This is a genomic window from Microcoleus sp. CAWBG27, assembly GCF_020883145.1.
Classification (GTDB): Bacteria; Cyanobacteriota; Cyanobacteriia; order Cyanobacteriales; family Microcoleaceae; genus Microcoleus.
The window spans coordinates 166,477-179,731 of record NZ_JAHREU010000006.1 but is presented as its reverse complement, the minus strand read 5'-3'; the positions used below and the strand labels follow the sequence as shown (position 1 = coordinate 179,731).

Genomic DNA, 13,255 nt, shown 5'->3' with positions numbered 1-13,255 from the left:
GTTCTATCGCTTTCGCCTGGTTTACTGAACCATGTAACTGTAGTTAATTAGATCGTGTCTTCTCTGTTTAATCATCATGAGTAAGTGTCAGTAACATTGTACCTCATCTTTCTGAGAAAGGCTATAGGACAAAAGCTAGATTATCAAACTTATCGTCTGGCATTTAGAGATATTGCTAGAAACACCGATTCTCGAACAATGATTATGACTATGTTGCCAAGAGAAGTTTTTTGCAATCATAAGTTGCCAACAGCGGTCATCAGATATAGCGAACAGTTACAACCTGATTGTCAAGCTGAACTATTTTTTATGTCAGTGATGAATAGCTATGTAATTGATTGTGCTTTTAGACAGCGAGTAACGACAAATCTTACCTTTTTCTTCATTTATCAAATGCCTGTCCCAAGATTAACATCAGGTGACAAATACTTCACCGACATCGTACAGCGCGCCGCCAAACTGATCTGCACCACCCCAGAATTTGACGAATTAGCCCGAGAAGTCGGCTTAAACTCCCACCGAGAAGGTGTTACCGATGAAACAAAACGCTATCAATTGCGAGCGGAATTAGACGGCATCATCGCCCACCTTTACGGATTAACCGAAGCCGAATTTGCGTATATTTTGACTACTTTTCCCATTGTGCCAGAAACCGTGAAAGATGCAGCATTAGCGGCCTATCGCACCTTTGCGGTATAACTGGGGAACCTCCTGAAATCATCCATTTCAAGACTTATGCACTCCAACCAAAGAAACCGGGTTTTTTACTGAATCTGTGGGTGAAAACCAAAGACTTTCGGAAAAAAACCCGGTTTCTGATTCCCCGACTAAGCCAGATTACCCACATTCAACTCGCCGAGGCGCTTCAAAATACTCAGCACGGTGTACAACTCGTTCCCTGGATTTAAAAGGCAAAACTTCCGAGAAAAAGCGTACTGCGGTGTTTCCCCCTTAACTAATTTGACAAATAGAAAATCTGCCCCATTCATTAACAATCCGTAAGTAGGTCGATCGCTCTTCAGATTAGCTAACATATAAGCTAGCAACTGCGGAATCCCTACTTCCAAAGAGAACGCGGCTTTCTTGGACTCGATAACTACTACCCAAAACTCCTGAAACAAGGCTAAAACATCCAACTGTCCCCTGACAATCATTCCTTCATCTTCGTCAATAATTTCTACAGACTTTTCTGAAGTAACGTGAAAAGGAGCAAGATAAAAATCAGCCAAGTCTAATAATGGAGACAATACTACCATTTTGACTGTATTTTCTAGAAGCGGGGGATATTCTAGCAAATTTGTGTAACTGGCTTGCACTCTGTCTAATCGCTGTTTCTCAGCTTCTGAGATTTCTGGCAAATTATCCTGCCACTCGCGAAAGAATTGGTCATCTCTGACTAATTTAATTCCAAATTTTGTTCTCAAGTCGTACATCGTGACATTTCGAGCTTGAATTGTTTGTACCATAAACTTAATTGATTTATCAAAATTCATTCTTAGTTTATAATAACAAAACTTACTAAATTTTCGTCGATCGCGAATTACGCACACATACCAAAGAAACCGGGTTGTTTGGGGTTTTTGGATTGTGTTACCAAGTTTTCTGGCAAAAACCCGGTTTCTGAGTCCCCGCACCGGACACGGCAGTGCCGTTTCCCTATAGATTTCCCCAAAATATTGTAACGAGTTGTAAAGTATAATGAAAACGAAGCGAACACAGAGGCCAAGTAGTATCAAATGCGAGTTGCGATCGCCGGAGCAGGCTTAGCAGGACTTTCCTGCGCTAAATATCTTACCGATGCGGGTCACACCCCCATCCTCCTAGAAAGTCGGGACGTACTCGGCGGTAAAGTAGCCGCCTGGAAAGATGCAGACGGCGACTGGTACGAAACCGGCCTCCACATCTTCTTCGGTGCATACCCAAATATGCTGAAACTCTTCAAAGAACTTGACATTGAAGACAGGCTGCAATGGAAAGAACACTCGATGATTTTCAATCAGCCGGAAACGCCCGGAACCTATTCTCGCTTTGATTTTCCCAATATTCCGGCTCCGTTGAATGGCCTTGTGGCTATCCTCAGAAACAACGATATGCTCACCTGGGCCGAAAAAATCAGTTTCGGCATTGGTTTGATTCCGGCGATACTTCAAGGCCAGAAATACGTCGAAGAAATGGACAAATACTCTTTTTCAGACTGGCTGAAAAAGCAAAATGTCCCCCCCAGAGTCGAAAAAGAAGTATTCATCGCCATGTCCAAGGCGCTCAACTTCATCGATCCCCACGAAATATCTGCAACCATTCTGCTGACAGCCCTCAACCGCTTCTTGCAAGAGACAAAAGGCTCGAAAATGGCCTTTTTAGACGGTTCCCCTACGGAGAGGTTGTGCCAGCCGATGGTAGACTACATAACTGAACGCGGTGGCGAAGTCCGGCTGAATGCACCCATCAGAGAGTTTTTGCTCAATGATGACAACACGGTGCGCGGTTTCCAGATTGGCGGCGTCAAGGGGGCACAGTCAGAAATTCTGACGGCCGATACTTACGTTTCGGCGATGCCGGTTGACCCGCTGAAGCTGATGATGCCAAAACCTTGGGGCGAAATGGCTTATTTCAAAAAGCTCGAAGGTTTGGAGGGAGTACCGGTGATTAATGTACACTTGTGGTTCGATCGCAAGCTGACAGATATCGACCATTTGCTGTTCTCGCGATCGCCCTTGCTGAGCGTCTACGCCGACATGAGCAACACCTGCCGCGAATATGCCAACCCAGACAAATCCATGCTGGAATTGGTACTCGCACCGGCAAAGGACTGGATAGGCAAATCCGACGAAGATATCGTCGCAGCCACAATGGTCGAGTTAGAAAAACTCTTTCCCGATCAAATCCCAGAACCCGCCAAGGTGCTCAAATATCACGTAGTCAAAACCCCACGTTCCGTCTACAAAGCCACCCCCGGACGCCAGGAATGCCGTCCCTCGCAAACAACTCCGATTAGCAATTTCTATCTAACGGGGGATTATACAATGCAGCGTTATCTTGCGAGTATGGAAGGTGCCGTGCTTTCTGGTAAGCTGACAGCGCAGGCTATTTCAACTGCCAATAAAAAATGAAAAATTAAGAATTTTTCATAAAGACTGGGGCTGACGCACGGGCGACCAGAAACCGGGTTTTTAGCCAAAATATTTGCTTAAAACCCTCAATCTCGGTTCAAAAACCCAGTTTCTTTGTTCAGATGCGTAAGTCCTCAAGACGTAAAAGAATCTCCTGTTGTCTCAACGGGGGAATGTCAGTTCTAATCTTTAAATTTCTTATTCTCGGATGCTGCAACTGTCAAAACTCCAGTGCATGAGAACTCTGGCCTCTTTGGATGAATCCTACGAACTGTGCCGCCAAGTCACAGCGAGTTATGCCAAAAATTTTTATTTAGGCACTCAACTCATGCCCGAAGCCAAGCGTCGGGCAATCTGGGCGATTTACGTCTGGTGCCGCCGCACCGACGAACTCGTAGACGGGCCTGGTTCTGAGGCTACGACCCCTGAAACGCTAAATTTGTGGGAAAAACGCCTAGAATCTGTGTTTGCGGGCCATCCCCACGATGATTATGACGTGGCTTTGGTGGATACGCTGTCTCGTTTCCCGATCGACATTCAGCCGTTTCGAGAGATGATTGCGGGCCAGCAAATGGACTTGTACCGCAGTCGCTACGAAACTTTTGAAGAGCTCAATCTTTACTGTTACCGAGTAGCCGGCACTGTCGGGCTGATGTCGATGTCTGTGATGGGCGTAGACGAATCCAACTCTGCTGCTAATTGGAATTGGCACTGGGGGAATAGAATTCCCAAAGAAGAAGCCGTCGCCCTCGGTATAGCCAAGCAGTTGACGAATATTCTGCGCGATGTGGGAGAAGATGCCCGTCGTGGCCGCATTTACATTCCCTTAGAAGACTTAGCGCTGTTTAACTACACTGAGGAAGACTTATTCAACGGTGTAATTGACAACCGCTGGCGGGAATTGATGCGCTTTCAAATTCAGCGAGCTCGCAAATTATACGCCAGCGCCGAACCGGGAATTAAAGTGCTGAGTCCCGATATCCGCTGGACAGTTTGGGCTGCGACAATGCTGTACAGTAAGATCTTAAATGCGATCGAGCGCAATCAGTACGATGTGTTTCAGAAGCGGGCCTACGTTACCAATTCTCAGAAACTGCTGTGTCTCCCCGCCGCTTGGTTGAAGTCAAAAGTGCTTTAGCAGCAGGCAATTTGGCTGGCGATTCGGCAAGGGGTAAGGGCTATTTGTCAAGTTACAAATTTTATGATGTCCAGCAAATTGCAAATGAGATTTGTAGGGACGCGGCACTGCCGTGTCCTTAACTGTTTTGTGTTAATCTAAATCAAATTGGTGGTGCAGTGGGTGAATTTTTCAATTGGGCGATCGTACTTTCGAGCAATTCCTTTTCCTGTTGTAGTTTGGCCTCTAAATTTTGAATTTGTTCGCGGCGGGCTTCAACTTCGATAAAGCGGCGAGACAACTCTTGACTTTGCAAGGTGAGAGATTGCCGCCACCCTTCCGCCTTCTGGGCTTCTTGTTGCAAAAAATCGGGAGTAAAGCCTGTTGTTAAATACTTCTGAACTAATTCTAGCACCCAGTTTGTAGCCGTTTGAATATGCAACAAAATCTTGCTATTTTCGCCAATATCTGCTAATACTAGCATCCCTTCATTTAAAACATTGCGATCGCAATCTGGCGGTAGCGTCAAGACAGCTTCTTGAAAAACCATAGCCCATGTCTCATCAGAATTTTGACAAGCCAGCAATTGCAGACTTATCTCATCTGAAATTTCCTTTTTTTGTATTTGGGCTAAATATAGCATAAGCTTAATTGGTAATTGGTAATTGTAATTGGTAATTCATAATTTGCCGTGTTAGAACAATTTGTTATCTTATTAAACCAAATTTGTAGGGGCGGGTTCACCAACAATTTACGGTAAAAATGAATAATTTCATAAACCCGCCCCCGCGCCACCCACAATACAAATCTACCATCATTTATTGCGAAATGTTCATGTAAATAATCGCGGGGCTGGGGCGGGTTTAGAAGATTGTTTGTGGATTTCATAGATGGTTGGTGAAGCCGCCCCTACGGGATTTTGGAATTGTTTTGATGAGGCTATTGAAACCAAATTTGTAGGGGCGGGTTCACCAACAACTTACGGTAAAAATGAATAATTTCACAAACCCGCCCCCGCCCGACAAACAATACAACTGTACCATAATTTATTGGTAAAATGTTCATGTAAATAATCGCAGGTATGGGGCGGGTTTATGAGATTGTTTGTGGATTTCATAGATGTTTGGTGAACCCGCCCTACGGGATTTTGGGATTGTTTTGATGAGGCTGCACAACAAATCAAAACAGAAAATATCTCTGCGCCATTGGCAAAACAGTTGCCGGTTCGCAAGTCAACAATTGTCCATCCGCCCTCACTTCATAGGTTTCCGGATCGACTTCCATATACGGCAAATAATCGTTGAGTTTCATATCTCTTTTACTAATCTGCCGTGTCCCGGAAACTGCTACAGTTGGCTTTTTTAAACCGAGCTGTGCTGCAATATCTCGATCGCGCGCCACCTGCGAAACAAACGTCAAACAAGTCGCCCCAATTGCCCCCCCAAAGCTGCCAAACATCGGCCGCATATGCACCGGCTGCGGCGTCGGAATGCTCGCATTAGCGTCCCCCATCTGCCCGTAGGCGATCGCACCACCCTTAATTACCAACTCCGGTTTCACCCCAAAAAACGCCGGCCGCCACAAACACAAATCCGCCAACTTACCCTCTTCCACCGAACCCACATACTGACTAATTCCGTGAGTAATCGCCGGATTAATTGTATATTTTGCAATATACCGCTTCGCCCGAAAATTATCATTTCCTCCCTCTATTCCCCCCCCTTGGTAAGGGGGCGTTAGGGGGGGTAAATTCCCCCCTTGGTAAGGGGGGGCTAGGGGGGGTAAATTCCCCCTTTGCACCTTCATCTTATGCGCCGTTTGCCAAGTCCGAATAATCACCTCTCCAACTCTTCCCATGGCCTGAGAATCAGAAGAAATCATACTAAAAGCACCCAAATCGTGCAAAATATCCTCAGCAGCAATAGTTTCCCTTCTAATTCTCGACTCAGCAAAAGCCACATCCTCAGGAATCCCCCGATCCAAATGGTGGCAAACCATCAACATATCTAAATGTTCTTCCAAAGTGTTGACAGTATAAGGGCGAGTCGGATTAGTAGACGAAGGCAAAACATTAGCTTGGCCGCACACTTTAATAATATCCGGTGCGTGTCCGCCGCCAGCACCTTCTGTGTGGTAAGTGTGAATAGCCCGATTTTTAAACGCAGCAATTGTAGCTTCCACAAATCCCGCTTCATTCAGAGTATCTGTGTGAATTGCCACCTGCACGTCGTACTCCTCAGCTACATTCAAACAATTGTCGATCGTTGCTGGCGTAGTTCCCCAATCTTCATGAAGCTTCAAACCCATTGCACCGGCCAAAACTTGCTCGACTAATCCTTGAGGTTGACTGCTATTTCCCTTACCTAAAAATCCCAGATTCACCGGGAAAGCATCGGCTGCTTGCAGCATTCTGTACATATGCCAAGGCCCCGGAGTGCAAGTTGTAGCGTTTGTACCCGTTGCTGGGCCAGTGCCGCCGCCGATCATGGTAGTGACTCCAGAGGCGATCGCCACTTCGATTTGTTGCGGGCAAATAAAATGAATGTGAGTATCAACTCCCCCCGCCGTCAGAATCATTCCCTCACCAGCAATTACTTCCGTTCCGGGCCCAATAATAATATCAACCCTATCTTGAATGTAAGGATTTCCGGCTTTCCCAATTTTTAAGATCTTGCCATCTTTAATCCCAATATCTGCCTTGACAATCCCCCACCAATCCAATATCAAAGCATTAGTAATTACCGTATCAACAGCACCGTCAGCATTAGAAATAGGCGACTGTCCCATGCCATCGCGAATCACTTTACCCCCGCCAAACTTAACTTCATCCCCGTAGGTTGTGAAATCTTGTTCAACCTCTATGAATAACTCAGTATCAGCTAACCGCACGCGATCGCCCGTTGTCGGCCCGAAGGTTTCCGCGTAAGCGCGGCGATCCATTCTGTAACTCATGCTTTCTCCTAATATAAATAATTTTTTAGTTGGCAGTTGAGGCTCGCTTAAATTATACTATGCCCAGAGTTACTCAATCTAAGTTAGCAAATATTTACAATATTTGTGCGATCGCCCCATTTGTCGATTTGTAAATTCATTCCAGCATTTTCTTGACTTCCCTTCTCAAAACCTCCACATCCACCGTCATATCCACGCTAATTAAACTCCAATCTTCCGAATCGTCGCTGTTATCAACCATACGGGAGTATTCTAATCCCAATATCTGGGAAATGTAATAGAAAAACGGCGGCGTGTACCCGCCATAAAAGCATTCCAATACTTTCGTTCCAGGCTGACACCACAACAAATTTGTAAAACCAGCGCCGTGAGGGCCAACAACCACCGCTGCTTCTGCAAACAGGCGAATTTGTTCATCCACAGTGCGCGAGATATCTTCCAAAATTTCAAAATCAAACTCTTTCAACACCTCTCGTACTTGTGCCTCATTTTTAACCTGGCGCCGCCCGCTTCTAGAAAGATACAATTTTCTGTAAGGCTTGACATTTTCCTTAATACAGAATTTATTCCGCAAAAGCTCTATATCGTAAGGACTGGGGAAATACCAATCTTGATTGTTTCCTAATACTAAACTTTCTGCATGATATGCTGTATCTCCAGCCCGAGAGTCGATTAGCGAGCTTTTAGGAATACCGAGTTTTGTCAGAAAATCTAATTCAAAATCTGTATAACGCAAAGGATAACAAATTTTGGCTTCTTGCCAAATTTCCTTACCTAAAGCCTCCTCAATCCTACAAAGTTTTGCCAGTACAAAAATTACATAATCGTAATAACTGCACCACAAATGCGACCAAGGAGCAACTACCAGCGGATACGTAATTTGGTGGGGTTTATAAGGCCATTCCAGAATACCCGCGCCGCTAATCCGAAAATCTAGGTCTAACAGCAATTTGTGATTTAGCAGCGTGTTTCCAGACGTACAAATAGTTAGAGCCTCTACTTGTTTATTCACGGAAATTTTCCACACATAATCCGGGTCAAAAGACACGGTTTTTTCTGTGGTAAAAAACCGAGAAGGTACTCCATTTACTGAAGTTAATGCAGGTATGTTGACAGGTTCGTGCTGCTGTTTGTAAACGATGCTGTTATCTAATAATTTGATGCTGGTACGCCGATCTAACGGGGTTCTCCAGATACGCCTCGACGTTGCAAGCAAACTCTGCTTCAACATCTGTTTGATCTGGTCAACTAATTTTGGATTCATCATGCGCTTTTGCTGTGTATGTTTGCGGTTTTGAATACCAATATCGATCGCAAACTGCCGATTTTAACTCGCTCAAAAGTCTGAGGTTTCACTAACAAAAGAAAGGCATTTATACACTTATGCAGAGAATTTTTTTGACATTGCTTTGTCACTCTCCAGGGGTAGTGCTGTTCAACAGTTGACAGTTGGCAGTTGACAGTTGACCGAAGGAGAGCGACCTCTACCTAGAAGGAAGAGAATTGGAGTAATGAATAGTCTGATTTTAATTTCTCCCGATCGGGGAGAGGCTTTCAACCAATTCTTTCTGGTAAGTGATACCATTTTGATTTTAGCTTTTCCATAGGATGACCGAGCGCGATCCTGGTTGGGATTGCGAGGTTAAAGTTGCATTATTTTAACTGGGATGAGTTTTAAGTTAACAAATTCCCAATTCAACATTCAACACTTGCAAACGATTTTCTGCTTTCATACTTAACCTTCCAGATGACCGTTCACTTTTCCATTAAAGCCGTAGACTTGACGGCTACCCACAAACGGTACTAATTGAATTTCTCTTTCATCTCCCGGCTCAAATCTCACTGCTGTACCTGCGGGGATATCCAACCGCATTCCTTTTGCTTGTTCTCGTTCAAATTCTAAGGCTTCGTTCGCTTCGTAAAAGTGATAGTGAGAACCAACTTGAATGGGCCTGTCACCCGTATTTGCAACCAGCAACCGCACTGTTGGGCGATCGGCATTTAGCTCAATTTCACCGTCTGAAACAATCATTTCTCCCGGAATCATATCTGTCTCCTGCGAGTCTGTGGGTTTAAATATTATTTAACGAATTGGATCGTGCACTGTCACCAACTTAGTTCCGTCGGGAAAAGTCGCCTCAACTTGCACCTCATGCACCATTTCCGGTATGCCTTCCATCACATCTTCCCGCGTCAGGAGAGTTGTACCGTAACTCATTAAATCGGCGACGGTGAGACCATCTCTTGCTCCTTCTAAGATCGCTGCGGAAATGTAGGCTAGGGCTTCTGGATAGTTTAATTTTAAACCTCTTTGTTTGCGACGCTCTGCTAGCAGGGCGGCGGTGAAAATCAGCAGTTTGTCTTTTTCTTGGGGGGTGAGTTGCATTTTTATTCTTTTAAGTGCGATCGCATTATTTATTCAAGTTCAACTATCAGCGGTGGCAAATCATCGGTAATTACATCCCATGACTCAAGATAGTGTTAACATCTGGTTTGTGTCAAGGTGATTTATCCTTTTGTTTTTGGACTTTAGCAAAGAACCGAAAACGACTTTTTGCCGATCGCATATTTCTGACTTAAATCGGCTATATTTGTCATGACGAATGTCAATCGCAAGAATTTGTCTGTCGGGTGCTGGGGGCGGGTATTGCATTTGATGTGTTGCAGCGGAAACAGAAAGTAGGTAAAACTAAAAGAGAATGCTATTTTATCCAAACTCTGGGCAAACAGCAAGGGCGTCCTGAAAAAGACAAGCGCAGCAATTGCCAAATGGCGACAAACCAGTCTCTGGCGGCAGCGGTGGACGAACCGCGATATCGGCACAGCAAACCGTTGGGAATGCGAGTAACGCCGGCAGCAGAATTAACGGCTACAGATCCGGAATAAATTGTATCTTCGCACCGCAAAGCTCGCACTTTTTCCAGCATCTGGGCTGTGACTGGTTCGCCGATCCAAGCGAGGGTAGCAACTACGGGTTTTCCTGCTAAGCCGTGAGCGCTTTCGAGCATTTCGCCCCCACCTTTGAGCCATTGTCTGTCAATCCACAGAGGGCTGTTTTTTTGCCAGATTTCGGTGTGCGATCGCCATTCTCCAGACAAGAACTTTTCGCCCCTAGCACTGCGTCCGAACCGCGTAATTTCCCAGAGCAAAATACTCGATTGCGGTGCTAATTCTACCCGTAAATCTTGTCGGTAAATTGCGCCGTCAAAAACGATGGTTTCCTGGGGAAGCCATTCCAAATGAGCGCCAGTATCTAGTTGAATGTCAATATCTTGTTGCGCTAACTGTCCGCTGCTGCGATAAATTTTACCAGCCGCAGCGGTGGTGATTAAGGCTTTGGCGTTTTCTTGGAGGTGGAAATTGAGCGAAAGGCGATCGCCCCCGACAACTCCCCCAGCCGTGTGCAAAATTACGCTGTGACAAACCTCTTTCCCTTCAGGATAAAACGGACGCTGCACCTTGAGGGGCGCTTGCATTTGATTGTGAATAATTTGAGTGGCGCCGGAGCGGTTTGCGTAGGCTAAATTGAGGCAGCCGTGCCAACCATTTTGAATTTTATTTGTAGTTTTTTTAGTCGAATTTAGAAGCACAGATTTTTCTAATTGAAATTAAAATTGAAACTTATTTGGTCAAGATTTGTGAGACTTGTTTTCTTTATTTAAAATTATTTTTTGCCAATATCACATAGTCGTCAAGTTTATAATTTAAGTCATAATGTAACTTAAAATGCTGGCGAAAAAGCGGACTGATAAATTGCTGGAGAGGTAAACTTTCTCTAGCAAATTTTGCAAAGTTAGGAAGGGATTTCCTGCTATCAGTTGCACTTAAATATTTATACCAAACTAAGTTCAACCCCAGATCGTCAACAAATTGTTTTACTACGCTTAACTCCTGTCCGTCATCATCAATTTGACGAATATTGTAAGGTTTAATCAACTTTTTTTCTTGAATAATTAGCAAAACATAACCAGAATCTGTCAGGCAGTTCGTAAATATATCCTTATAAATTCGATGGGATTTTTCTCTTCTATCCTCATCGTTAAAAAAACAGTGAGAAATTACAATAAAATCAAAAAAGTTTTGAGGAATTTTTCTAGATTGACTTTCACCATCAAAGATACTAGAAGTGTCAAACCGAAAGTAAGCATTGATCGCGTGGGGTTCCATATATTGCCGCCAAAATTGGAGTCCGCGATATTGAAAAGCTTTTTGCTGTTCCAAAGAGTAATAGGATATGTGCATTGGCGGTATTAAACAAAAGTCGTTAATAGTTTGCAGGAACAAACCTAATCCGTAGGCAACTGTCCCCGGCCCTGCGGCAATATCAAGGATATTGACTTTAGTTGGTAATAATCCTGCTTTGTAAATGAGAAACCAAGCTAGATATGCACAATAGACGTTATCTAGGAAATACCTCATTAAATAGATGTGAGGACTTAGCTCAAAACTGTATTGAGGATCTTGTCCTTCTTTGAGTTTTTGTATATCGTCAATAGCTTGTTGAAGTAAAGAATCAAAATTTGTTTTTTTCCGACTCAAATTATTCAGCTCATTTTTGATGAAACCAGCCAAATGTTGTTCAAACTTATCAAATACTTTTTCATAAATCCCTGTGCATTGAATCATGCTGGCATCGCATTCTTTAAGCTTGAAACTTTGTGAAATAACTTCAATAAATTGTGTATCCGGAGTCAATAAGCTTAAGTCATCAATATCTCCGGGAAAGGCATCAATTTTTCCGAACCCCAGTTCCATTTCTAACTCTGCTAAACGCCGATCGCCTTCTTGGAGGCGGTTATTTTTTTGTTGCAGTAATTTTTCAAGCTGTAGCCATTCTTTATATAGTTTCTCCTGCCACGATAATTTTGCCCCTGAATTTTGTATTTCTTTTAACAGTTTTTGGGCAAGTCGATTATTTTGACTCTTAACGGCTTGGTTAAACTTTTGAGAACGCCACCAGTTAGCTACCAAATTATTCATAGCCAAATCCCTCTTTGCCTTCCATGATTTCAACATCCGGGAGCATCGCCTTGAGTTTATTTTTAAACTTGCGATAACTCTGCTGTTCGCTATTGTACCACCAAGCGTACTTTTGTTTAAGAGCTAATGCTTCTGAGCGCGTTGACGCAATTAGCGATCGCTCGTTGCTGGCATGAAAATCTTGAATCACTACCCGATCGACAACTTCTAGCTTGCTAATAAAATTACCTTCATCTTCTGGTAGGGTAGGTAGTAGTGGGGTCACAGTTATAGAAAATCTGACTTCGCAATTTTCTTGATAAGGAAAGCTGTATTTCAGTTTGGCAATAGCTTTAAGTCTTGCAGTAATACTCGGCGATTTTGGTTCAAAATCTTTCCGCACTTTTTCGCTACCAGTTGGAATGCTCATGTTGATTCGCAATCGCTGGAATTGCTGTAAAATATCGATATCTCTAGTTATCATAGGACTGCGAGTTTGGATAACCAGCGTCGGCTGATAGGGAACCATGACTTCTAACAAATGCCGAGTTAGTTGTTCTTTCGATTCAATTGGCTGATACGGATCTGTGACACTACTCATGTAAATTGTCGGTGGGCGATCGGGGTTTTTCTTGTGCCAACGTTCTAACTCTTTCTTAATAATTGCCACTGCATTTTGCTTGATAATTACCCAATTTCCCCAATCATCTCGCATCTGTGAATTCGGGCTGAAAGCAGCAGCATAACAATAGCTGCATCCGTACTGACAGCCCCGATAAGGATTTAGCGTGAAATCGTAAGCACTGATAAATCCAGTAGCTTTGTTAAGCACTGATTGTGCATTTTGTGCATACACTTTGGCATTCCCGAAGTTTTCCCTGAGTGCGAAAGTGTGTTTTTTGCCGACGGAATATCCCTCATACTGAGACTTTACCATGATTACACGTGCTCCACGATTAAAAGAGAAAATGTTTAGGGATGAGAAATGCGATGGTGTTTCGATTTTACTATTTTATAGTACCGAAGTAAAAAAAGTTGCCAAAACAGTGGGGAATTACTCAATTTTATAATAAGTTTTTTGAAGAAACAACTAGCTAACTTTATAAACTGTATTTTA

12 protein-coding genes are annotated in these 13,255 nt (G+C 43.7%); 3 read left to right on the top strand and 9 right to left on the bottom strand.

Annotated elements, in window-relative coordinates:
• The first annotated feature begins 204 nt into the window (after nucleotides 1-204).
• Nucleotides 205-699 carry a hypothetical protein gene (locus QZ938_RS06045; protein ID WP_293347330.1) on the top strand — a complete coding sequence of 165 codons (495 nt, stop codon included), beginning with the start codon at nucleotides 205-207 and terminating at the stop codon, nucleotides 697-699.
• Between the two features lie 128 nt (nucleotides 700-827).
• On the opposite strand, the gene QZ938_RS06040 is transcribed toward QZ938_RS06045, so the two are convergent.
• Complete coding sequence (locus tag QZ938_RS06040; protein ID WP_293153163.1) at nucleotides 828-1,466, bottom strand: restriction endonuclease subunit R; 639 nt, start codon at nucleotides 1,464-1,466, stop codon at nucleotides 828-830.
• A 270-nt stretch (nucleotides 1,467-1,736) separates the two neighbouring features.
• On the opposite strand from QZ938_RS06040, the gene pds reads away from it, so the two are divergent.
• Both pds and crtB read left to right on the top strand, forming a co-directional pair.
• The gene (gene pds / locus QZ938_RS06035; protein WP_293337421.1) at nucleotides 1,737-3,110 is read left to right on the top strand and encodes a 15-cis-phytoene desaturase; all 1,374 of its coding nucleotides are present in this window, start codon (nucleotides 1,737-1,739) and stop codon (nucleotides 3,108-3,110) included.
• A gap of 208 nt (nucleotides 3,111-3,318) precedes the next feature.
• A complete protein-coding gene (gene crtB, locus QZ938_RS06030; RefSeq protein ID WP_293153157.1) occupies nucleotides 3,319-4,248 on the top strand; it encodes a 15-cis-phytoene synthase CrtB in 930 nt (309 codons plus the stop codon).
• A 142-nt stretch (nucleotides 4,249-4,390) separates the two neighbouring features.
• Here the strand turns inward: crtB and QZ938_RS06025 are convergent, their stop codons facing one another.
• The 8 genes from QZ938_RS06025 to QZ938_RS05990 form a co-directional block, all read right to left on the bottom strand.
• Entirely contained in the window at nucleotides 4,391-4,870 is a 480-nt protein-coding gene (locus QZ938_RS06025) for a hypothetical protein (RefSeq protein WP_293363137.1), read from the bottom strand.
• 536 nt (nucleotides 4,871-5,406) lie between these two features.
• A complete protein-coding gene (gene ureC, locus QZ938_RS06020) occupies nucleotides 5,407-7,179 on the bottom strand; it encodes an urease subunit alpha (RefSeq protein WP_293347336.1) in 1,773 nt (590 codons plus the stop codon).
• 136 nt (nucleotides 7,180-7,315) lie between these two features.
• Nucleotides 7,316-8,446, bottom strand: a complete 1,131-nt coding sequence (locus QZ938_RS06015; RefSeq protein WP_293153148.1) for a glycosyltransferase family 61 protein — start codon at nucleotides 8,444-8,446, stop codon at nucleotides 7,316-7,318.
• 468 nt (nucleotides 8,447-8,914) lie between these two features.
• Entirely contained in the window at nucleotides 8,915-9,226 is a 312-nt protein-coding gene (locus QZ938_RS06010) for an urease subunit beta (protein ID WP_293153145.1), read from the bottom strand.
• A 36-nt stretch (nucleotides 9,227-9,262) separates the two neighbouring features.
• Entirely contained in the window at nucleotides 9,263-9,565 is a 303-nt protein-coding gene (gene ureA, locus QZ938_RS06005) for an urease subunit gamma (protein WP_293255018.1), read from the bottom strand.
• A 316-nt stretch (nucleotides 9,566-9,881) separates the two neighbouring features.
• Entirely contained in the window at nucleotides 9,882-10,769 is an 888-nt protein-coding gene (locus tag QZ938_RS06000) for an urease accessory protein UreD (RefSeq protein WP_293347339.1), read from the bottom strand.
• Between the two features lie 64 nt (nucleotides 10,770-10,833).
• Entirely contained in the window at nucleotides 10,834-12,159 is a 1,326-nt protein-coding gene (locus tag QZ938_RS05995) for a photosystem II assembly protein (RefSeq protein ID WP_293153136.1), read from the bottom strand.
• The gene (locus tag QZ938_RS05990; protein WP_293347342.1) at nucleotides 12,152-13,075 is read right to left on the bottom strand and encodes a radical SAM protein; all 924 of its coding nucleotides are present in this window, start codon (nucleotides 13,073-13,075) and stop codon (nucleotides 12,152-12,154) included. The genes QZ938_RS05995 and QZ938_RS05990 overlap by 8 nt, the downstream gene beginning before the upstream one ends.
• Nucleotides 13,076-13,255 lie beyond the last annotated feature (180 nt).